Genomic DNA, 20,530 nt, shown 5'->3' with positions numbered 1-20,530 from the left:
TTGATCGTCGGAAAATCACCCGATGGCACGTTTTTCTATTTCAACGCCAAAGGAAACGACAGCGGAACAATCATTGACCTCGTCCAGACGCTCGATGGCGGCTCGCTTGGAGATGTTCGGAAGACACTGCGAAGGTATTCGCCCCAGCAGAATGATTCGGCCTCCGATTGGGTCACCACCAGCAGTTCGAATCAAACGATCGACCGAAAATCGGTGCAAGCCAAGTGGGAAAGTGCGCAGCCCATCACGAACCGGAACCCATATCTATCGGATTGTCGGCTGATCCCAACTCAGACGTACCTCGATCCGATTTTCGCGGGGCGCTTCCGCATTGATCACCGCGGTAACGTTTTGGCAGCCCACTATGACACCGACGGACTGTGCGGCTTCGAGATCAAGAACGGAACGAGGGACCGCACAACATTCACGGGCTTTTGCCCCGGAGGCATCAAGGGCCTGTTTGCGTCCCGGCCCAGGCCCGGTGACCGACTGATGATCATCGCCGAAACATTCATCGACATGCTGTCAGTCGCGGCGCTCATCGGTACCCGAGACGCACGATTCTTCAGCACCGCCGGCCGGCCAAGCCCAAAGCAGCTCGACCTCATCGCGAACGCATCAAATCGCATGCCAGCCGGATCAGAAATCCAGCTTCGATTCGACAACGACGCCGGTGGCCGCGAAATCGCCCAAATAATCGAAGCCAAGTTAGCTGATCTTGCCCTAGCAATCCGGAGAGTCGTGCCGCCGACACCAGGCATGGACTGGAACGACTGCGTTCGAAGCAACGATTCCCTTCGTTTCCAGCCCGAATGATTTGTCGCCGACTTTCCGACCGGCCCGCCTTTGCATCAGGGGCATTCTGTTACCACTACGTCCTACTCATATCTGAGCAGCGAAAGGAAGCACACGAGCAATGCCGGCGCCGTCAAATGCAATCCTATCAATCGGTTGCCTCGGAATCGGAAGGTGCTCGATTTCCATCGTCGTCACGGCCCCGATGAAAATACCCGCGGAACGTCCACCCCCATCCCTGGACATGTCCGGTGAGAAGAAAAAGAATCGCGAGGATTCCAAATAGCACGAAAAAAGGCCAGAATCGCGTTTCTGCGAGTTCGATCATCGTCTCGGCCACGAGCATCTCCAGATTCCGGGTAGTGGATTTTTCCTGCAGTATTTTCGCCGCGACCACTAAGTTCGTCATCGCAATCGAAGCTCATTGTTGTCCCGATTAGATCCCAATGAGAGATTTCAGTCGCTCTCATCCCAAAACCATCCCAACGAACCCAAACTTTGTTGCTCACATACTGAATACCACTAGAATTGGGGTCGCCCTAAATGAACGGAGACACTGATGAAACAACGGTCGAACGTATTAACGAATGGCGTTGTGTTTCGCCAGGCACGAGAAAAAAGGCTTCTAACCATCGAAGAAGTCCCTAACGCGATTGACGAAAATGGAATTGATCCGATTTCGAAGAACAGCGTTTGGAAAGTAGAAGCGGGTGGTCCCGTAAGCTTCAAAACTGCCAAGATTCTATGCGAGTTCTACGAACTGGAGCCGAGAGTCGTCAGACTTGAGAACGGCAAGCTGCTTCTTGAGCCCGAAGAGATCCCGAACGAGCTTTCCGATGTCGTTCGACACGTTAAGAAGATGGTGATGAAGGACGTTTCGATTGATACGGATGGCTCAGAGCTGATTAAGCGTCTGGAGGCACTCAAAGATTTGCTTGGCGAAGAGGTTGTAAGGTTGTCCAATTTTAGAGCTGGTTCTATCCACTTCGACATGGAGGTCTCCGACGAAGCAGTGGATCGCATCGAGTCGCTCTTTGCAACTAACGAACAAGGCGAATACGAGGTACCCGACCTCTTGGATGAGGACGTCTATATGAACCTCAAAAACTTGCTTAGCGTTCCGCACTCGGCAAAAGGTTTGCTCGCTCAAGCAACAGAAATGGTTGAGACCGGAACGGACTACGAAACATTCAAAGAGGCATTCTTTGGTGCCGACGGTCTTGTCAGGGAGGCATTCCCCACCGATGCCGAACTCGAACGATATCACGAAACCGCAGAAAGTCGAATCATTGAGGAGATGGTGCACTCACTTCGCGAAGAAAAGGTGGCGACTTCAGAATTGGCAAAAGAAGTCGCCCCACAGAGTTACGAAGAGCGATGCCGGCTGACGCTCTTGCTGGCTGAAGAAGCATTTGCCAAGACCGGTAGCTGGGTGGTTTTCTTTCGCCAGATACTTGGTGTGGATGGAGTTGTTCGACAACTGTTTGGCACACGAGATGAACTGGCCCGTTTTGTCGCGGGACCGGAATTTACGACTCTGCATGAAATGCTCGCGGCGATCCGCAGCCAAGATCAGACTAAATCAGATGCGGCAGAGCCTGAGCGAATGATCACAATCCGGATCCCTCGTTCGCTGCATGACGTGCTTCAGCAGGAATCCAAGGATTGGGGGCTGAGCATCAACAAGCTGTGTATTAGCAAATTGCTGCAGGCGATCGATTCGCGGTTTATTCCTGAGCCGCAGGAAAGCCGGCGCCGCACAAATTCATACGCCTCAGGCAACGAGAACGAGTGCGACGAATGCACGAAATCAGAGGACATCGGACGCGATCGTACGATCAGTCTAAGAATTCTCGGTGCCACGGAGTGATATTGAGGTGGGACGAGCTTATGCGGCCAATGAGCATTGGCGACTCAGTAGCGGGCATTTGATGTGGTCGTAGACAGGCGTCGAACTTCGATTTACGAACATCAGCGGACTGTGGCAACGTCTGATACGTCTAGTCATACCGAATGATGTACGCCGGGCTGCGGTCTAAATCCTCGTGTCCCCGAATGTACCGAAGCGTTTTCCGGGGATCCTTGTGTCCCAACCACTTTTGAATGGCGATCAGCGGAACACCGCCCTCGTCGGCTTCGGTGGCCGCCGTCACGCGGAGCGAATGCGTGCAGACCGCCTTGTCGAGGTCGATGTGGGCAACAATTGCTTTGGCTTCCGGCTCTGGCGTGGTATGATTTATCGGTAATCAGGAGCATCAGATCATGGAAATCCCACTCTCGAATCAGACCGAAGAAAATATCTTGAAATCGGCTCAGGCTGGTGACTACGTGAGCGTGGCGAAGCAGCTTGCCGATGCGATATTGAACGAACGGCCGGCGATCAAACCTTCCGCACGAGACGATGCTGTAGACCGCCTTCGCGGAGATGCGTATCGCCAGCAGAGCTGGCAAAAATTCCATGCAAGCAAATCCGCCGAGGAAATTGCTTTGGAGCAGGGCATTCGTCCTATTGAAAGTTCAGATGATCTTCGCTTTCCCCATTGGCCTGACGAGGAAAACGTTGACGACTTCATTGCGGCCGCGAAAGGGCTGAATGAGCCGACTGCCGAGCGATGAAGTTCGCGGTCATTGATACGGATGTCGTTTCGTTTGCGTTCCGGGGAGACGACCGCTACTCGTTCTATCGTCCGGTCGTCGAATCCACTGTCCCGATGATTTCATTCATGACCTATGCCGAGATGCGGCATGGTGCTTTAAACCGCAATTGGGGTGAGCGACGAACCAACGAGCTTCTGACATTCATCGAGAATCATTTCGCGATCATCCAAAGTGACAAATCAATGGCAGATGCATGGGCGATGCTTCGTGATGCCGCAACGCGAGCTGGGCGTGTTCTGCGCACTGCGGACGGCTGGGTCGCCGCAGCGGCGGTATCGCGTGACATTCCGTTGGTCAGCAACAATGAGAAGGACTTTGGATACCTCCCCAATCTCACGTTGATCACTGATCCTGCGAAACGGCCCTAACGGTCTCTCCTCGCTCATTTTTGCGAGAATCTACTCCGCCTCCGCGCCCAAACCTTCCGAGATCTCTAGAAGATGCCTCCAATGAGTCACCACTGCCGAGTGAGTTTGGAATTCTTCTTGGTACGGTGCAATCAATTCTCGAAAACGTTCCGGGTGCTTCTCCAGACAACTGACGAGCATGGTTTCAAATGTCATCGCAGCGCGGCACAACGCGGATGCGGCGTCCGTCCAGTTTTCGTCGGTCATCGGCTCAATGTCCGCGGGATTCATTCCAATTCTCCAATTGCCAATGCCTGAGATGGCGTGATCAGGTCGTCAAGGGAAACGAAATCGCTTTGATTGCTGAAGAAGTGGGATCAGCCATACCTGATTGTGTAGGCCGGGCTGCGGTCTAGATCCTCATGTCCCCGGATGTACCGCAGTGTTGTCCTCGGATCCTTGTGTCCTAACCATTTCTGAATAGCAATCAGCGGCACTCCAGCTTTGTCGGCTTCGGTGGCGGCCGTCACGCGGAGCGAATGGACGCTGACCGCCTCGTCGATCCCGACTTGGCGGCAATATTTCTTAATCAGCTCTTGTATCGACCGCACTGATAGTCGTGCGCGCTTAAACCCATCGCGGCCGGCACCACGGGCCGAGTTGCCGGGGCGGAAGAGGGGACCGGAACGATCGTTTTGGATGTCAGCCGACGCAATCCAGGCGTTGACCGGGGTTGCGGCAATCGGAGGCAATACGCCCTTTCTTGTTTCGTTTCCTTTTCCCTTGATCCGAATGACGGTGTGCTCGCCGTCGCGTGCGATGTTGCCGACATTGATGTGATGAAGCTCATCGACGCGAAGCGCCATGTAGGCGAAGACCGCCAAAATGGCCCTGTCACGAATGCCTGCGAGCGCGTCTTCATCCGGACAAGAAAGCAATTGCCCAACAGCTTCGGGTGAATGGACGGCGTCACACCTTCGTCAGGCACCGAAGGAGCTTTCACAAAGTTGGGATGTGCCGGGTTGCCACCGCGATAGCCGCCGACTTGCAGAAACGAGAAGAACGATCGCAGCGAAGTAATCTTGCGGGCGACAGTCGCATTCGATGCAGGCGTCGGGTCGCCATATTCATCGGGCCGGCCGCCGGCCGCTAAAAGATGATCCCGCCAACTGGTAACGTCCCCAGGGACAATCCGTGTCATTTCTTCGATATGGTCCGGATCAATGCCGCAGAAGGTCAGGAATTGCGTGACGTCATTGCGATAGGCGGTTCGGGTAGCCCGGCTCTCAGTTTTGTTGAACCAGGATTCAAAAGCGTTTTCGATGACTGGCCGTAGCTCGACCAGATCCGTCGTCAGTGCTCCGCCGAATGCCGGGGGCAACCTGCTAAACCACCCTGGAGTGATGTCTCGGAGGATTAAAGAGCCGTCCACTATAGCGGTCGCACAACCGGGACAGATCGTGCTTCTCGATTTCCAAAAGGAAGAGATCACTAGTGAGTTCAGTCTGCCGACCAAGGAATCGACAACGGCAGTCGACTTTTCACCGGATCTAGAGTCCGTTGTAATCGGCTGCGAGAATGGGAGCGTTTACGAGCTTGATCTGGCCTCTGGTGAAGTTCGAATGTATTCCAGTGTTGGAAAAGGTCAGGTCCGGAAACTCGATTTCCTTGAAGATAACACCCTGGTCACAGCGCATCACGACGAAGACGTGTGTGTTTGGGACGACGGTGAAATCACGAGAACGCACGGTCCATACACTTCCTGGGTTAGCTCGCTTTGTTGCTATAAGCAAATGGTTGCATTTGGCCTGTTCAACCGACATCGCGGCTATCAGGTTTTTTACGGCGATATCCGGCAGTCGCTTCACAAGCTTTACGGAAACAATTCCAATTCGAAAGGTGTGGCCTTCATCGAAGAGGGCAGAACACTCGTAACGATCGGCTCAGATCAGCAACTGAAGATCTGGGATCTAGAATTAGGTGAATCGCGATTCACCATCTCGGATTCGGAGATCTTTTGCGCGATGGCGGTCTTACATGACGAACGACTCATTGCGGCAGGGACCAGGGAAGGTTCGGTCATTCTTTATCGTTCTGATTTGCCATAGGATGTGACCTCAGCGACATATGCAGTTACATCCTGCGACGCGTTCTTGGCGGCCGTCAATTCGCAGAGGTCGTGAACTTCTCCATAGGTTACGCGGACCACCGTTTGGCGTCGGGGCGATCATTGCGTTGACCGGCTACAATACGGCGATGACTGATGTAACGAAAATTCTCTCGGCCATCGAACAAGCTGACCCCGCGGCGTCGGCTGAGTTGTTGCCGTTGGTCTACAACGAACTGCGGCATTTGGCCGCCCGCGAGTTGAGTGGCGACCCCAGTGGCCATTCGATCCAGCCAACGGCGCTGGTCCATCAGGCCTACGTCCGGTTGGTCGACCAAACCGATCAACCACTCTGGAGTCACCGGGGGCATTTCTATGCCGCCGCAGCCGAGGCGATGCGGAGAATTCTGGTCGAACACGCGCGCCGCAAACAGACGCTCAAGCGAGGCGGAGATCGCATGCGAGTGCCGCTCGATGCGAACCGTGTTGCGTCGTCCCCACAAGACCCGGACCTACTGGAACTCGACGAGGCGCTGACGCGACTCGCGGTGGAGCGTCCCAAATTGGCGAAACTCGTCCACCTTCGCTATTTCGCGGGTTTGACCATGGAGCAGACCGCGAACGCCCTCCAGGTCTCTCGCCGAACGGCCGAGCGAGACTGGACTTACGCCAAGGTCTGGCTGCTCGATGCGATGCGAGGCGAGTGTTGATCCTTCCCCCGCCATCAATGGCAATCGAGAGATTTTCAGAGAAAGTGGTCAAATCGGTGGCGGAATTCTCGCTCGATCTCGCACCTTAGTTAACGCCCTGAATCGAATCCTGCCAAAGAGACCTCGCCGTGGACGAACAAGACCTCTTTCTTCAGGCCCTGGAAAAGACTTCTGGAGACGAGCGAGCCGCCTGGTTGCAGCAAGCATGCGGCTCCGACGCGATGCTTCACGAACGCATTGAAAGACTGCTTCGCCAGCACGACGAAGCGAGCGGCTTTCTCGAAACGCCTGTCCTGGGCCTCGATCCGACCCTCCTGCCCGACGCGTCCGGGGATCGTGCGGCTTCACTGGATGCAGGATTGGCAACGGCGTTTTCGGTGAACGATGCGGTTTTGATGGGCGATGCGAATCACAGCGTGCTGAAAATGCTGGGCAACACACTGGATGAAGTTCCACGGGTTTCGCTGCGGGAATCGGAGGCTGTGGTCGAAGATCCAATCGCACGGACAAAGTCGCCGGAGATGCCGGATCGCGACTCTGGCAGCCGATATCGATTGGATGGTGAGATCGCTCGGGGCGGAATGGGGGCCATTTTGAAGGGGCGCGATACCGATTTGGGGCGTGATCTGGCGATCAAAGTGCTGCTAGATTCGCACAAACACAAGCCGGAGGTGATTCAGCGGTTTGTCGAGGAAGCTCAAATCGGTGGACAGCTTCAGCATCCGGGAATCGCTCCGGTCTACGAGCTGGGGCAGTTTGCGGACGAGCGGCCGTTCTTTGCCATGAAGCTGGTCAAGGGTCAAACGCTGGCCAAGCTGCTGGCCAAGCGCGTAGCGGCCGACGACGAACGCGGGAAGTTCATTGGCATCTTCGAGCAGATCTGTCAGACGGTGGCGTACGCGCACAGCCGCGGGGTAATCCATCGCGATTTGAAACCGGCCAATATCATGGTCGGCGCGTTTGGCGAAGTACAGGTGATGGACTGGGGACTGGCCAAGGTACTTGCTAGCGGCGGGGTCGCCGATGAGAAGGAATCGCGCGACAAGCAGCAGGGGCAGAGCATCATTCAAACAAAGCGCAGTGCCGGTCGCGATAATCCCGGCTCGTTCGCATCAACGGGGTCCGATACAGCCATGGGCAGTGTGATGGGGACGCCCGCTTACATGCCACCGGAACAGGCACTCGGTGAGATCGACAATATGGACGAGCGAGCCGACGTCTTCGCGTTGGGTGCGATCCTGTGCGAGATCCTGACTGGCAGCCCACCTTATGTCGGCGATGATGGCAATCAGGTTTATCGACTTGCCAGTCGCGGAAAACTGGATGAGTGTTTCATACGGCTTGATGTTAGTGCGTCGGATACGGAATTGATCGAACTCGCAAAACGCTGTTTGGAACTCGAGCCTGCGGACCGGCCGCGCGATGCGGGTGTATTGGCTGGCGGGATCACGGACTATTTGGAATCGGTCGAAACAAAACTCCGTGAATCGGAATTGGAACGAGTGGCCGACTCGACCCGCCAAGAAGAAGAGCGTAAGCGGCGACGCGTAACGTTGGCTTTTGCAACATCCGTCTTGCTGATGCTCAGTCTGGCTGTGGGAGGATGGCTCGATTCGGAGCGTCGCGAAGCACGTCGCCAGGCCTTGATCGCCCATGAAAATGCGGAACATGCCCGGGCGATGGAACAGATTGCCGAGCAACGGCGCCGGCTGCTGTACAACTCGGACATCGGTGCGGCTCATTTGGCTTGGCGCGACGGTCATGTGGGGCGAGTGCTTGAGTTGCTCACGTCCCACGCAAACGATGAAGATCTGCATAGTTTCGAGTGGTACTATTTGTGGAATCTGTGCAATCGCAGTCAAACCGCCCACTCAAAGTGGTTTCCAGGTCGACCACGACGCACCGCACTGATTCCGAGGGCAGAGTCTCGAAACGCAATGATCGTGCTTGGCTGTGGCGATGGTTTCGTCCGTGTGGTCGACTTGAAAACGCTAGAGGAAATCAAAGTGTTTCGCGGGCCCGGAAGTTACTGGGAGACGCTTGAGTCAGGCGGTCCCGGCTGGGAACACGTTTCCGTGGCCTTTTCAACCGCAACCAACGTTTTGGCTTATGCCAACCGTGACCAGACCCAAGTTGTTCTTCAAGAATGGCCCGATGGCAATCCGCGGCCACTTCAGGGAGATAACGCACATTTTCTTGACATGGCGTTCTCGCCGGACGGAAGTGAGTTGGCTGTTGTCTACGAAGACGAAGTGCGAATGTATCACGTTTCGACTGAAAGCTGGCGGACGCTCAGCGGCCCCATCGACGGGTTCACGTCCGTGGCAATTTCGCCGAATGGTCAGCGGGTCGCAGCCGGTAATGAAGACGGCCTCGTCGCGATATGGAACATCGACGGATCCGATCGGATTGAATTAGGTCGCCACGACGAGGCCGTTATTTCGTTAGCATTCTCGCCGAATGGCAGGCGATTGGCGTCTGGTAGTCGAGACGACATCGCACGCGTCTGGAATCTGCAGGACGGAACGTCGCAGCGGCTCGTCGGACATCGCGACGAGATTCGATCGGTCGCATTTTCACCCGACGGTAGGATTCTGGCCACCGGAAGTCGGGACAATACGGCGAGACTGTGGGACGCCCAGGGAATGCCAATCGACGTCTTCAAAGGGCACTCGCACAATGTGGAGTCCGTTGAATTCTTGGCCGACGGAGACTCGCTTAAGCTGATTACGGCCAGTTCCGACCGCACGATAAAGGTCTGGGATTTGGCGTCGACGGCACAGAACCTCCTTCGAGTGGGAGCCCCCGTCCAGGATGTGCTCATTCTGCCCGATGGCGGGACGGTGGTTTCGCGAGAGAGACACTCGGGAATCGTAAAGCGTTGGGATCTGTCCGCTAGTGGAAGCGAAACAATTTCAAGGGGAAGCTCCGTGGCCGCGAACGATGAGATCGTTGCCATAGGAAAAGCTGGCAGCATCGAACTGTGGCCTTCAGCTTGGGAGAAAAATCCAGACGTCGTTCGCACCGCCAATGGTGGGCAGATAACAGCGTTGACCTTTTCAAAGCACGGTCAATTGGCCGCCGGTTACGAAGACGGGAGCATACTGGTGTGGGATTCCTGGCGTGATAAGACGGCCACGCGAATAATGGGTTTGAAGCACTCGAGCGTTGTCACCGCATTGAGTTTTTCCCGCGATGGTAAGGCACTCGCGTCCACCGGCTGGGATGGTGTTTGCCTGTTACATCGGACCGATGACGGCATGGGGAGACAATTGGGCAACAAGGCGAACGACGGAACCATGACGGTCAGTTTCTCGCCCAAAGGATCGTTTCTCGCCTTTGGTGGATTCGACAACAAAGTTCAACTCTGGCGTTGTGCCTCCGATATCCGGAGATTTGTCCACATCGGTGAACTCAGCGGCCACTCTGATGGCATCAACAAACTCGTATTCTCACCGGAAGAGCGCACAATTATCACGGCCTGCGATAACAACACTCTGCGAGTCTGGGATATCCGCGAGCGTCAGGAAAGAATCAGCCTTGTGGGACACACCAGTTCCGTAGAAGGGCTGGCAATGAGAGAAAGCGGCGACCTGTTAATTTCCGGTAGCAGAGACGGAACGATTCGACTTTGGCAGGCAGCCACGAATGGACGAGTGCGAAGTTCAGGATGGTGGCAGGATCACCTCAAGCATGAGGAGGTAAAAAGGTAGCAGTCCATTTGAGTAAGTTTTTGGGTGACAGGAGACATGCGTCTATGGCACCGACCGGGGTGCCAGTCTTCAGCGATTTAGCCGAGAAGGCGAGGCGCAGTGCAGGCGAGACCACTGCGAATTCGCTGCGAGCAGGTCGACAAGTGCTTCGCAGTACGGGACATAAGCACCTCCACCGACGGCCAAGTACCGCAGCACTGTTGTTCGTTTGCCCCATCTCTAACTTCATTCAATCGGTTTCCTCTTCTTCGCGATTGCGAGATTCCAGGGCGCCATCAAAGCTCGCAGCATGGGTACACCATAGCTATTGATTGCTGAGTATGGAAAGCAACGCATTTGCATCGCAGTAGTGATAAACCACTGTTTGTTTGAGATCAGGAGGTAGCTCTGGTGCCATTTTAAGGGCTCATGACGAATCAGATGTAAAGAATCCCGCTAGCGTCCAATTCCGAGCGAAGCAATTCGCCGTATCAAGTCGCAACTTTAATGATCGAGAGCCAGCTTGTGGTGCATAACGAGATGATCGTTTTCCTCGAACGCGGGCAAGAACTCGAAGCCGTAACGCTGGTAGAGCCTTTGAGCAGGGATGTTGTTGCGATGAACTCGTAGGGTTAACAGCTCGACGTGCTTCTTGGGCGACTTGTCTCCTCGGATTTGTTTGGCCGCGTTCTTTGCTTGGCCAATTAAGTGCTCGATGATTTGGTTGGAATAGCGGTATTCTGGCGAGGAGGGCTTGCCGCGGTACTTGTGATCAAGGCCGAGTTGCGGGATGTAGAGCAATCGAGACCGCTTGCCGTTGGGCGGTGGCCATTTCATCCAGCCAGTCGCCGATAAAGAAGCGAAGCCGACGATCGAGTCGTCGGCTTCGCTGTGTCGATAGATCCAGACCTTGGTCTCGTGATTTTCAATCGAGTCGATAACTTCCGAGCCGCGAATCCACTCGGTCGCTGCACGCGCCCACGCTTCATCACCGCAATGCAGACCCGCCAAGAAAGGCAAATCGGCTGGAGTGAATGGATCTGCATAGAGCAGCTTTTCCTCTGACTGCGACAATGCTTATTGCCCTGCTCTCGAAGGCAACTCGCGAGTCTTCACCTGAGCGGGTGGTCGCGAAATGGCAGCGTCCAACGCTTCGGCTTGAGCGGCGGTGAGTTCTCGATCATTGAAGAACTCTGCAGTCGAGTCGAGGCTCGCGGCGACTTCGAGGTCTGGCCACAAATCGGTGGGGGAAACGTTGAGTGCAGTTGCCATTTTGAGGATCGTCTTTCGTTGCGGTCGCGATTTGCGTGAAAGCATTTTTGAAATCGCCGATTGAGTGCAGTCGATTCGCTTTGCAAGCTCTTCCTGGGTGATGTTCTTTTGTTGTAGAAGCGTTTTTACACGATCGGCAAACGTGGCTTCCTGAGAATCCATTTGTTTCTGACGATCGGCAATGATTGGTCGCCAAGCAGGATCGGGGTGTTTCGTCGCGATCTCGGTCTGCGATTTTCGGAAATCGAGACCGTAGCTGCCGTGCCCGTTTTCTGGCTTCAGATGCAAAGCGTCCGCGATGGTCGCAAAAGCACGATGCCGATCGTCGTCCGTCGTGTCCTCACTTTCAATGACCGCGAACATCGAACGAACAACCGATTGCACCTCGTCACTGCATTCCATGTACTTGTGAATGAAGTCGCGTTGCTCCGGAGTGATGCGCAGCACCGCGCGAAAAGCGTCGTTTGGTAGTTCGCTAAAGTTGGTTATCGACATCTCGTCACCTCAGTCGGCTCGCTCTCGGAGGATTGCCCTGCGACCTGAATAAATCGTGTGTTGTGGACTGTCAAACGCCTCGTCAGCCCGCATCCCGCCAAGAATCCACAGCGTGGGAACAGACGGGTTGGGCGAATGCTCGCAGAACAGCACGCGAACAGTGCCGACGAAACCGTCATCGAGCTGCACCAGCAGTTCTGCCAAGCCGTTGGGCTGTTCCAGCCATTTCCACTGCAAATCAATGACCAAAGGCTCATCGGGATTCCACCAGCGGAGTTTGGGAAGCTGTCGGTTCAGTTCGGAGCGAACCGAATAGCGGGGCAAGAGGCGTTGGAAGTCCTGAAAGGCGGGGCGACTGATTCGAAGCCGCCACTCCAGGTCCTCACTTTCAGTTATCGACTCATTCATGACAATAGTATGACCTAAATGTGGCATGTCAAGTTCAGCTTTTCGTGTTTGCTGATCATGCTAATCGTAAGTGCTTACTCCGGAAGGGTTTGCGGCCATCCGGGAGTGGGGGCGAAGAGGCTTCCTTGACCTTGGCTTTCCGTGACAGAAACCCCGGTTCGCCCTTAAAACCGCACCCCGAGAAGCATGTTCGCGTTGGTGATGCGGTCGAGGGTGAGGTGGAGGCAGGGATTTTGGGCGAGGGTTCTGTCGGGTCGAGTCGTGATTGTGACGATGTATTGAAAAGCCGGCTCATCTTTGCCGGAAAGCAGTTCCAGGTCGGCGATGGATTGCTGCAGTTGTTGGTGCATGGGTGGCTCCAAGTCGCCGTCGCAGAGGCTGTCGCGGAGTAAGAAGTGTGGGAGATTTCCTAGTCGCCCAGGCTGGTCAACATGCACGTCAGGATCGTGGAAGTGTCGACCGCTTCGGACTCGGATTACGAGCCGATTTCGAGACGAGGCAAACTCTTGCCAACGATCTATTTAAATTTGTTCGACATGCCGCTTTACAACGCGTATTGAAACTCTTTCTGTGGAAGTTCGCGAATCGTTCCTGGGCAGCCATGAGCTAGGATCATTGCAGGGAGCATAGCGATCGTTTCAAGCAGATGATGGAGAAGTTCCTGTCGGGGACAAACTGAAACGTTATTTTTGTGAGCGCAAGAAATCGGGACAATGGGACTTAATTTTAGCTACGCACCATGGGGGCATGCTCACGGCGATGCGTCTGAAAAAACGTCACGGAACGGGCCCAAGAACCGCCGTTCCGGGGACCAGTCTGTGATCGCAAAAACGACCGTTGAAAAGTGGCCCGCGAAATCCGACTCGAGTGCATCTCGGAAATCCTGTGCGGTTCGTTTGGGATCATTCTCAAAGGCGCCGCAGCCCCATGCTCCGAGTACTAGGCTGCGGTAACCGTAGGCGGCGGCGATGGCGAACACTTAATGCATCGTGCTGACTCATCGTCCAGATCGAATGCCCGCCGGCAGAGACCGGAGTGCACGCCTGCACCTGAAACCCCGGCTGCCGGTTTTTGCAACCGGGATGGAAAAACAATTTGCAGCTTTTGTCGGGCAAGCTGCCACGGCATGGAGCAATTGTTCCGCTACGACGTGCTGATCGCCTGCCCAAGCGTCTCAACGAAAACATCGGTCGGTTGCGCACCGGACAACGCGATCTTTTGGTCGATGATAAAAAACGGGACTCCGTCAACTCCATAACGCTGCGACATTTCTCTTGCAGTTGCGATTGCATCCATCCCATCATCGCTGCCCAACATGGCCTCGACAACTGGCAGGGCCAAGCCGGCTTCGACAACTACGTCGATCAGCGTCTGGCGATTGCCGATGTCCAAGGCATCGCTGAAGTAGGCCCGGAACAGCGCCTCGACGACGGCATCCTGACAGCCATGATGATCCGCCAGCCAAATCAACCGGTGGGCATCAAGGGTGTTCGGCGTTCGTTCAATTTGATCAAAGGCAAAACGAATTCCCTCGGATTCTCCGACAGCGATGACATTAGCATCCAACTCGAGTGACCGCTCCCAACTGCCAAATTTGCGGGTCCGATACTCCTTACGGCTGATGCCTTCTTTTGGCATCGTCGGATTGAGCTGAAAGGGATGCCATCGGACCTGGACGTCATGCTGTCCATCGAGGGTGTCGACAGCGATTGCCTTCTCCAGTCGTCGTTTGCCAATGTAGCACCAAGGGCAAATCACATCAGAGATCACATCAACGGCGAGGTTCATGGCAACTCAATCTTGAGGAATCGGAGTGTCTGCGCTGTCAGACCAAAAGCTGTTCCGTCGACAAACTTACCCCCAAGCAGGATCAACGAATACTACGGACCTCTGGTCTCGATCGTCTCCGAAATCGCGGCATCCTTCAAAGACTCTGGCAAAGTGAACAACAGTGCAAGCGTCGCCCACGCCGTGGCGGTTGTGGAAATGAATTGATCCGCGGCATGCGGGAACCCCGTCTCAAAGTATTTTTGAAAAGGCTTGCTGCGGGTTTTCACATGCCACGATCCGTCTTCCTGCTGGGAGTCGAGCAGATAGCCAATGCCACGAACCCAACAACCATCGTCTCGACTCAGGCCGGATCGATGGAGGGCATAGAGTACGGTGCTGGTGGCATAGGGATCACTCTTCATGTCCGGTTTCTGCGCCCAACCGCCGTCGCCTCGTTGGTTCGTCATCAGATTCTCAACCAGCGAGTCTCGATACTCGGGAGTCACGTCCGCGTATTCGGCCGACAGCAAACCAAAAACGAGGTCTTCGGTATCGCGGGGTTCCGCCTCAAGCAACCAGACAGATGCCTGCGCCACAGCCGCGGCGACACGCTCTGATTCCAAATCGTTGGAAAACGTCAACAACCCGCGAAGTGCAAGATAGGTCGTGGTGAAGTCACTGGTCTCCGACGGCGGTCGATCACTGGAGCATTTCCATAAGCCGTCGGGGGTTTGATTCTGCAGCAAGTATTCCGTCACCGCGCCGGTCACATCGTCCGCCTCGTGTCCACCATCGGCAAGCGTCCACAACGCATAACCAGCGGTGTCGCCGCCACCGCCCTGTCCCTTTCCCTTGGTGTATGACTTTTTGCCGCGTTTCAGATGGGCGTGGGTGTGCCGGACCTGACGCTGGAGATTCTCTTGATCGACTGCAAAGCCGTGCCTCTGAGCCTCGACCAGGGCCAAGACGGGCATCGCTTGCCCATGACAGGTAAAACACACGCGTTTCTCGGCCGTTCCCGCGGCAGCCTTTTCTAACAGCAGAGTGCTGCGCGAGACCGACTGTCTGATTTCGTCAACTTGAATGCTGATCGGGTCTTCGGCGGCGATTTGGGAGGAGGAGCATGTCAGTACCAGACCCACCATCGCCATCCGAGCAATGGCCGCGGCTGGGGCAATGATGTTTCGCCGTGTTACGCCTTGATTCTTCATACTCGATTCTCGCGAGAGTGACTCATGAAGCCGCTATTGTAGAGCTTTGCCACGCGACGCACCGGCGTTTGCCGAAGTCGTCTGGGATAGACGCCTTGAACTTGCGCCAGGACGACGCAAGCGATCGCGATCATGAGCCGCTGGTTCGTTCGGACCGTATATCCAGAGTGATACAGGACAGGGAGATAGTGAAAAGAGCCAAGCCTTGACTTCCCGTCCACGCGACGTAGTGCGTCAAAGAAAAATACCAGTTGGTCAGTGTCGATCGTGCAGTCTCGAATTAGAGCGAATCCCTTGTTGAGATCATCGGTGGTAGCGGAAGTGATTGCAGGAGCAGATTCGAGTTTGAGCCGTTGAAGAAGCCTTTCGGTTGCCTGCAATCGGTATTGTCGACTCCGTTCCACCTCCAACAGTTCGAACTCGTGAGGTAATCCCACTTCTCCAATAATCTTCAGGAAAGATTTGTACTTGCATGCGAGGTTGTCTTGGATGATGCGGTTGTTGATTTTCATTTGGAACTCCAGTGCTTCCGAGTGTGAAGTCTCAAGCTTTATCGGTGCAACCGAACGCGCGAAGAGAACACGGGGGTTGAAGTCGATGAAACATGACCGGTTTGCCAAAGCCGAAACGTTTCGAGTCAGCGGTACTGCAATCGGAGCAGGATCGGTTCGATTGCACCTTGGCCGTCGGTGGATCGGTTGTGACATCGTACAAATGCCACGAAAGGGCCAATCTAAACTTGCAGGTCCCATATGTCCGATGGTTCCCATCGATCGTAGGGCCCTTCGTTGCGGCGGCTGAACCAGCCAACGCATGTTCAGTTGTCAGTTCCGGTGCGGCGGTGAATCTGACCTCCGCGGGTTAGCCGAACCGCTTCAGCGCGTCGGTCGATGCAACTGTTGACGCGCAGCTCGCCGTGATGCCGCGTTGTTATTGGCTACTTACGCACCTCTGATTCAGCACCAGATTTAGCAACAAGATACGCTTTGGCAAGGTTCAAGAATCCCTCAGAACAGGGCCCGCCGAATCGAAGGAATGCTTCGCAATCGTTCAATGTGCTGAACGGATCGCCGCCCCGTTGTAGTTGTTCAGCGATGTCTTTGGCAACCAAGTTGGCCTCTTCAAAACGCGGATGTCCGTCAGAGAGCCGTTGAAACCACGGTAGCAAGATCTGGTTAAGATGACCAAGCAGATTCCGTGCTTCGCAATCTTCCGGACTTAATCGAATTGCCTTTGGCAGGATCACATAACATGTTTGGATATCCAGATCGACCCAGAGTTCAACTTCCCACTCTTCGCCGAACAAGGCAAAGTACTCAGCTACGTTGTGAACAAAACACGACCATCCGATCCCGTTGTAGTGATGTCTAGCGGCGATTGGTTTTCCCGGCTGGCGACAATTAGAAATCCCGGTTTGAGGCCGGCTTTGGCAACGATGCCGGTGCGGTCAGCGACAATTACAATTCCCGGATTTTGCGATTCGGGTCATCATCGTAACTCCTTGTTTTCACGGAGATTGCGATGGTCACGGACGGAAAGGTTAAAGAACTGCGGCGTTTGCTAGCATCTGGCAAGTCACTGGCCGCATCGTCAAGGATGACTGAGATGGATGAGAAAACGGCAAGACATTATCGAAACGACAATCGGCTCCCCTCTCAGCGGAAGAAGCCGCGAGATTACCGGACTCGCATCGATCCATTCGCCGATGTCTGGAACGAGGTGCAGATCAGGCTTGAGGCCGAACCGCGACTGCAGGCCAAGACCCTTTTCCAGTGGCTGCAAGACCGCTATCCAGGCGTCTACCCAGACTCCACTCGACGAACCTTCGAACGTCGAGTCCGATTGTGGCGCAGTACAGAAGGTCCAGACAAAGCAGTGATCTTCCCGCAGGTCCATCATCCGGCTCGGGTTGCTGCGAGTGACTTCACCGTCATGAACACACTGAACGTGACCATCGCGGGCGTTTCGTTTGAACACATGCTCTTTCATTGTGTCCTGACGTATTCCAACGTCGAGTCGGTCTCTCTGTGTTTCTCCGAATCTTTCGAAGCGCTCAGCGAGGGGATTCAAAATGCGTTTTGGGAATTCGGCGGAGTGCCCGAGCGTCACCGCACTGATAGCCTTAGCGCTGCGATCAACAATCACTCTTCAAAGAAAGAACTCACTGCTCGCTATGGAGCGTTGATGGATCACTATGGCACCAAGTCAGAGCGAATCAACGTTCGCTGTGCGAACGAAAACGGCGACGTTGAGTCATCCAACGGTCATCTCAAGAATCGAGTCGACCAAGCATTGCTACTTCGCGGTAGTCGCGACTTCGCCAGTCGTGAAGACTACATGCATTTCGTTCGATCCCTGATCGTTCGCGCTAATGATGCGCGCTTAAATCGATTTGAAATTGAACGCTCGCATTTGCGACCACTTCCCGATAGTAAGCTTGATACCGATGACAACCAACAAGGCATCATCGTCGGCAGTAGCAGCACGATTAATGTCAAGAAAAACATCTATTCGGTTCCTAGCCGATTGATCGGTCAAAAAGTCGATGTGCGGATCGGTGCCGAGTGGATCGATGTGACGCATCACGGCATCCACGTGCAACGGATGCCACGACTTACTGGCGTCGGCGGATCGGCCATCAACTACCGGCACGTGATCGATTCATTGGTTCGCAAACCGGGAGCATTCGAAAACTACAAATACCGTCAGGACATGTTCCCGACGAGTCACTTCCGAATCGCCTATGACATGCTATGCGACGCTCACAGCGAGAAGGTGGCGGTGAGGAAGTATCTTGAGATCCTGCAATTAGCGGCTCGAGAAAGCCAAGATGCGGTGCAGAATGCACTGCGTCTTCAAATCCAATCGGGACAATCCATCGATGTCGATCAGGTTCGGCTGATGGTGAGTGAAGCGATCGAGATCAAGCCGGTGACCGACATCGATGTCAAAGCACCGAACTTGAAAGACTATGACGAATTATTTGACACGTTTGACAAGGAGAGTCCAAACGATGAATCAATCAACCACACGAAAGCCCCAATCGAAAAAGACCGAATCGTCGATACGGCAGCCTCCCAAGACCCCGCCCACGAGGACGAGCAACGAACGGACCGAGGAGCGGCTGAAGGAGCAGTTTCGCAGCTTGCGTCTGCCGATGTTTCGCGACCAGTTTCAAGCGACGGCCGACCGAGCAGCCGCGGAGGATCTCAGCCATGTTCAATACTTATCGGAACTGGCGGAACTGGAATGCCAGGCCCGCAACGAGAGTCGGATCAAGCGTCTAATGACCAACTCACGTCTTCCGCTGGGCAAGACATGGGAGACGTTCAACTTCGATCGCTTGCCATTGTCAGTGACACGACAACTGGAGAGTCTTCGGGAGGGATCGTTCTTGGATCGTCGGGAGAACGTACTGATTTTCGGTCAGCCCGGTGCGGGGAAGAGTCACGCGCTTTGTGCCTTGGCGAATCAACTCGTCCAGCAAGGCCGGAGCATGCTTCTGACAACGTGCAGCTTGCTGGTGCAACAGTTGCTGATCGCAAAGCGGGATCTTCGCCTGCAGAAGTACATCAAGCAACTGTCTCGTTTCGAGGGCCTGATGATCGACGACCTGGGTTACGTGCAGCAGAATCGAGAAGAGATGGAGGTGCTGTTCACGCTGCTGGCGGAACGTTACGAGAGAGGGAGTGTTCTGTTGACGAGCAACTTGGCGTTCAGCAAGTGGGACCAGATCTTCAAAGATGCGATGACGACGGCGGCGGCGATCGATCGCTTGGTTCACCACAGCGTGATCATCGAGTTGAACGTGCCAAGCTATCGCGTGGAAACAGCCAAGAAAACGAAGTCAGCTGGACGGTCAGCAAAGGCCTCTCAATAAAAATCGGATTCGTAATCGGGAATACTAGTTGTCGCTAAAGCGGAGAACCAATTGTCGCCGAACAAGTGATCTTCCAGGAAGTTGATTTCATCAGCAATCACGTCAGTTGAAAAGCTCCCCGATCGAAATCTGTTGACAATCTGTCGCGAGAGACGGAACTCTGGCTCAAACATCGCATTTGCGTACTGAGAGACAATCAATTCGAAGTACGCTATTTGCTCTTCCATCTCGCTGAGAAGCTGTGCGGCGTGAGCATCGTTCATACGCAACTCCTGAGTTCAATGGCCCGCCAAACGTCTGTGCGATTGAGTACCATCGTCAACCTTCGAATACATCAAGAAACGGCCCGAGTGTTTTTCTTTCTGGCGACCAGTCGGTGATTGCAAACACAACATCTGAGAAGGCACCGCAAAATTCATTCTCCAGGGCTTCACGGAAATTGCCGGCGGTACGACGCGTGTCATTCCCAAACGCACCGCAGCCCCAAGCACCGAGAACGAGCGAGCGATAGCGAAAGGCCCTAGCGATCGCCAAGACTCGAATGATCCGTTTTTGTAACAGTTCAGCGGATCTTGGCTGACCGACATCCGGCGCGTAGGGCGCCGCACAGGTCAGAAAATCGACGAGCCAGAAGTCGCTGAGTTCCGTGCCGTCGTCATCACGAAACACGGGCACCCCTGGGGAGTGGATTGCCCAGTCGGTGGAATCGGGACGCTCTCTGTCCCAATGATGCTCGTACATCGGGTCGTCCACAAGCGTTTCAAACAGAGCACTGGACCTGCAAAGCACCTCTTCTTGAGCACGCGCCCCGTAAAGAAATCCGCCTCCAGGCTGGACACCGTTCGCAAAGTTCAATACCAATGGCTCTAGCCCACTCTCGACGAATCGACGCGCGGCCATTAGCGTCGTCTCGTTTGTGACTTGAACTTCGGTAACCCCAAACGTGACTTCATCTGGCGTCGGCAGGGGATCGTCCGGCGTGATACTCGTCTTCGCGATCCGCGCAGTTTCCACGGCTCCTCGCCAGTCGATTTGCTCACCAGCTTGATTCACGTAGAATCCGATGCGGGCAGCTTCCACAGCAGACCATCCGAGTCGTGCCGCAGCTTCTGGAGCAATATCCAATGCTTGCTTACGCGCTGCGGCCATCTCCGCGGAGTCCCAACAAGGGAGACAATTCAATCT

Annotated in this window: 22 protein-coding genes and 3 pseudogenes; 9 read left to right on the top strand and 16 right to left on the bottom strand. The window is 54.8% G+C overall.

The genetic code is table 11. The features are described from left to right. Positions 1-816 (top strand): toprim domain-containing protein, encoded by an 816-nt coding sequence (locus Enr13x_RS09810; RefSeq protein ID WP_197455904.1) that lies wholly within the window; start codon positions 1-3, stop codon positions 814-816. 127 nt (positions 817-943) lie between these two features. Here Enr13x_RS09810 and Enr13x_RS09805 read toward each other — a convergent pair whose 3' ends face one another. After that, positions 944-1,204, bottom strand: a complete 261-nt coding sequence (locus tag Enr13x_RS09805; RefSeq protein ID WP_145385893.1) for a hypothetical protein — start codon at positions 1,202-1,204, stop codon at positions 944-946. A 150-nt stretch (positions 1,205-1,354) separates the two neighbouring features. Between Enr13x_RS09805 and Enr13x_RS09800 the strand changes: the two genes are divergently transcribed. Continuing rightward, entirely contained in the window at positions 1,355-2,665 is a 1,311-nt protein-coding gene (locus tag Enr13x_RS09800) for a hypothetical protein (protein WP_145385892.1), read from the top strand. Between the two features lie 130 nt (positions 2,666-2,795). Here Enr13x_RS09800 and Enr13x_RS09795 read toward each other — a convergent pair whose 3' ends face one another. Beyond that, positions 2,796-3,035: a tyrosine-type recombinase/integrase gene (locus Enr13x_RS09795; RefSeq protein ID WP_145385891.1), complete on the bottom strand. Its 240-nt coding sequence runs from the start codon at positions 3,033-3,035 to the stop codon at positions 2,796-2,798. A gap of 22 nt (positions 3,036-3,057) precedes the next feature. Between Enr13x_RS09795 and Enr13x_RS09790 the strand changes: the two genes are divergently transcribed. Next, a complete protein-coding gene (locus tag Enr13x_RS09790) occupies positions 3,058-3,411 on the top strand; it encodes a hypothetical protein (protein ID WP_145385890.1) in 354 nt (117 codons plus the stop codon). Further along, a complete protein-coding gene (locus tag Enr13x_RS09785; RefSeq protein ID WP_145385889.1) occupies positions 3,408-3,821 on the top strand; it encodes a PIN domain-containing protein in 414 nt (137 codons plus the stop codon). The genes Enr13x_RS09790 and Enr13x_RS09785 overlap by 4 nt, the downstream gene beginning before the upstream one ends. 30 nt (positions 3,822-3,851) lie before the next feature. On the opposite strand, the gene Enr13x_RS09780 is transcribed toward Enr13x_RS09785, so the two are convergent. The 3 genes and pseudogenes from Enr13x_RS09780 to Enr13x_RS39705 all read right to left on the bottom strand — a co-directional run. After that, complete coding sequence (locus tag Enr13x_RS09780; protein ID WP_145385888.1) at positions 3,852-4,067, bottom strand: hypothetical protein; 216 nt, start codon at positions 4,065-4,067, stop codon at positions 3,852-3,854. A gap of 110 nt (positions 4,068-4,177) precedes the next feature. Next, positions 4,178-4,741 (bottom strand): annotated as a pseudogene (locus tag Enr13x_RS09775) (tyrosine-type recombinase/integrase); the annotation flags it as partial. Between the two features lie 119 nt (positions 4,742-4,860). Beyond that, positions 4,861-5,232: pseudogene (locus tag Enr13x_RS39705) on the bottom strand (site-specific integrase); the annotation flags it as partial. Between the two features lie 28 nt (positions 5,233-5,260). Between Enr13x_RS39705 and Enr13x_RS09765 the strand changes: the two are divergent. The 3 genes from Enr13x_RS09765 (at position 5,261) to Enr13x_RS09755 (ending at position 10,330) form a co-directional block, all read left to right on the top strand. Beyond that, positions 5,261-5,908, top strand: coding sequence for a WD40 repeat domain-containing protein (locus Enr13x_RS09765; protein ID WP_197455903.1), 648 nt, complete (start codon positions 5,261-5,263; stop codon positions 5,906-5,908). Positions 5,909-6,056: 148 nt separating this feature from the next. Then, a complete protein-coding gene (locus Enr13x_RS09760; protein ID WP_145385885.1) occupies positions 6,057-6,617 on the top strand; it encodes a sigma-70 family RNA polymerase sigma factor in 561 nt (186 codons plus the stop codon). A gap of 221 nt (positions 6,618-6,838) precedes the next feature. Continuing rightward, positions 6,839-10,330, top strand: coding sequence for a WD40 repeat domain-containing serine/threonine protein kinase (locus tag Enr13x_RS09755; protein ID WP_315857105.1), 3,492 nt, complete (start codon positions 6,839-6,841; stop codon positions 10,328-10,330). Positions 10,331-10,813: 483 nt separating this feature from the next. Here Enr13x_RS09755 and Enr13x_RS09750 read toward each other — a convergent pair whose 3' ends face one another. From Enr13x_RS09750 to Enr13x_RS09710, 9 genes are all read right to left on the bottom strand, one after another. Next, entirely contained in the window at positions 10,814-11,383 is a 570-nt protein-coding gene (locus tag Enr13x_RS09750; protein WP_145385883.1) for a GNAT family N-acetyltransferase, read from the bottom strand. A gap of 3 nt (positions 11,384-11,386) precedes the next feature. Then, positions 11,387-12,076, bottom strand: coding sequence for a helix-turn-helix domain-containing protein (locus Enr13x_RS09745; protein ID WP_145385882.1), 690 nt, complete (start codon positions 12,074-12,076; stop codon positions 11,387-11,389). Between the two features lie 9 nt (positions 12,077-12,085). Continuing rightward, complete coding sequence (locus Enr13x_RS09740) at positions 12,086-12,484, bottom strand: hypothetical protein (RefSeq protein WP_145385881.1); 399 nt, start codon at positions 12,482-12,484, stop codon at positions 12,086-12,088. A 164-nt stretch (positions 12,485-12,648) separates the two neighbouring features. Continuing rightward, positions 12,649-12,834: a hypothetical protein gene (locus tag Enr13x_RS09735; protein WP_145385880.1), complete on the bottom strand. Its 186-nt coding sequence runs from the start codon at positions 12,832-12,834 to the stop codon at positions 12,649-12,651. A gap of 401 nt (positions 12,835-13,235) precedes the next feature. Then, positions 13,236-13,463 (bottom strand): TIGR02452 family protein, encoded by a 228-nt coding sequence (locus tag Enr13x_RS39700; protein ID WP_145385879.1) that lies wholly within the window; start codon positions 13,461-13,463, stop codon positions 13,236-13,238. 164 nt (positions 13,464-13,627) lie between these two features. Then, positions 13,628-14,272 (bottom strand): DsbA family oxidoreductase, encoded by a 645-nt coding sequence (locus Enr13x_RS09725; protein ID WP_145385878.1) that lies wholly within the window; start codon positions 14,270-14,272, stop codon positions 13,628-13,630. A 92-nt stretch (positions 14,273-14,364) separates the two neighbouring features. Beyond that, on the bottom strand, positions 14,365-15,465 hold the full coding sequence (locus Enr13x_RS09720; RefSeq protein WP_145385877.1) for a prenyltransferase/squalene oxidase repeat-containing protein: 1,101 nt from the start codon (positions 15,463-15,465) through the stop codon (positions 14,365-14,367). After that, positions 15,462-15,977, bottom strand: a complete 516-nt coding sequence (locus tag Enr13x_RS09715; protein ID WP_145385876.1) for a hypothetical protein — start codon at positions 15,975-15,977, stop codon at positions 15,462-15,464. Before Enr13x_RS09715 ends, Enr13x_RS09720 begins: the two co-directional genes overlap by 4 nt. Before the next feature lie 425 nt (positions 15,978-16,402). Further along, entirely contained in the window at positions 16,403-16,771 is a 369-nt protein-coding gene (locus Enr13x_RS09710) for a hypothetical protein (protein ID WP_145385875.1), read from the bottom strand. Between the two features lie 215 nt (positions 16,772-16,986). Between Enr13x_RS09710 and istA the strand changes: the two are divergent. Both istA and istB read left to right on the top strand, forming a co-directional pair. Further along, positions 16,987-18,081 (top strand): annotated as a pseudogene (gene istA, locus Enr13x_RS39695) (IS21 family transposase); the annotation flags it as partial. A gap of 355 nt (positions 18,082-18,436) precedes the next feature. Further along, a complete protein-coding gene (gene istB, locus Enr13x_RS39690; protein WP_390621100.1) occupies positions 18,437-19,345 on the top strand; it encodes an IS21-like element helper ATPase IstB in 909 nt (302 codons plus the stop codon). Here istB and Enr13x_RS09700 read toward each other — a convergent pair. Continuing rightward, complete coding sequence (locus Enr13x_RS09700; RefSeq protein WP_145385874.1) at positions 19,339-19,608, bottom strand: hypothetical protein; 270 nt, start codon at positions 19,606-19,608, stop codon at positions 19,339-19,341. The two genes, istB and Enr13x_RS09700, sit on opposite strands and share 7 nt — an antisense overlap. A gap of 55 nt (positions 19,609-19,663) precedes the next feature. Next, positions 19,664-20,494: a TIGR02452 family protein gene (locus tag Enr13x_RS09695; RefSeq protein ID WP_197455902.1), complete on the bottom strand. Its 831-nt coding sequence runs from the start codon at positions 20,492-20,494 to the stop codon at positions 19,664-19,666. Between the last annotated feature and the right edge of the window lie 36 nt (positions 20,495-20,530).

It is taken from the genome of Stieleria neptunia, assembly GCF_007754155.1.
Taxonomy (GTDB): Bacteria; Planctomycetota; Planctomycetia; order Pirellulales; family Pirellulaceae; genus Stieleria; species Stieleria neptunia.
The sequence above is the reverse complement of the archived record's forward strand: the minus strand, read 5'-3'. Positions and strand labels throughout refer to the sequence as shown.

Bases quoted from the DNA above. Each gene is read 5' to 3' on its own strand.
- Enr13x_RS09785 (WP_145385889.1), top strand. From the start codon at position 3,408: ATGAAGTTCGCGGTCATTGATACGGATGTCGTTTCGTTTGCGTTCCGG.
- Enr13x_RS09800 (WP_145385892.1), top strand. From the start codon at position 1,355: ATGAAACAACGGTCGAACGTATTAACGAATGGCGTTGTGTTTCGCCAG.
- Enr13x_RS09760 (WP_145385885.1), top strand. From the start codon at position 6,057: ATGACTGATGTAACGAAAATTCTCTCGGCCATCGAACAAGCTGACCCC.
- Enr13x_RS09725 (WP_145385878.1), bottom strand. From the start codon at position 14,272: ATGAACCTCGCCGTTGATGTGATCTCTGATGTGATTTGCCCTTGGTGC.
- Enr13x_RS09790 (WP_145385890.1), top strand. From the start codon at position 3,058: ATGGAAATCCCACTCTCGAATCAGACCGAAGAAAATATCTTGAAATCG.
- Enr13x_RS09740 (WP_145385881.1), bottom strand. From the start codon at position 12,484: ATGAATGAGTCGATAACTGAAAGTGAGGACCTGGAGTGGCGGCTTCGA.
- Enr13x_RS09780 (WP_145385888.1), bottom strand. From the start codon at position 4,067: ATGACCGACGAAAACTGGACGGACGCCGCATCCGCGTTGTGCCGCGCT.
- Enr13x_RS09700 (WP_145385874.1), bottom strand. From the start codon at position 19,608: ATGAACGATGCTCACGCCGCACAGCTTCTCAGCGAGATGGAAGAGCAA.
- Enr13x_RS09695 (WP_197455902.1), bottom strand. From the start codon at position 20,494: ATGGCCGCAGCGCGTAAGCAAGCATTGGATATTGCTCCAGAAGCTGCG.
- Enr13x_RS09745 (WP_145385882.1), bottom strand. From the start codon at position 12,076: ATGTCGATAACCAACTTTAGCGAACTACCAAACGACGCTTTTCGCGCG.
- Enr13x_RS09735 (WP_145385880.1), bottom strand. From the start codon at position 12,834: ATGCACCAACAACTGCAGCAATCCATCGCCGACCTGGAACTGCTTTCC.
- Enr13x_RS09805 (WP_145385893.1), bottom strand. From the start codon at position 1,204: ATGACGAACTTAGTGGTCGCGGCGAAAATACTGCAGGAAAAATCCACT.
- Enr13x_RS09715 (WP_145385876.1), bottom strand. From the start codon at position 15,977: ATGAAAATCAACAACCGCATCATCCAAGACAACCTCGCATGCAAGTAC.
- Enr13x_RS09720 (WP_145385877.1), bottom strand. From the start codon at position 15,465: ATGAAGAATCAAGGCGTAACACGGCGAAACATCATTGCCCCAGCCGCG.
- Enr13x_RS09755 (WP_315857105.1), top strand. From the start codon at position 6,839: ATGCTTCACGAACGCATTGAAAGACTGCTTCGCCAGCACGACGAAGCG.
- istB (WP_390621100.1), top strand. From the start codon at position 18,437: ATGACGAATTATTTGACACGTTTGACAAGGAGAGTCCAAACGATGAAT.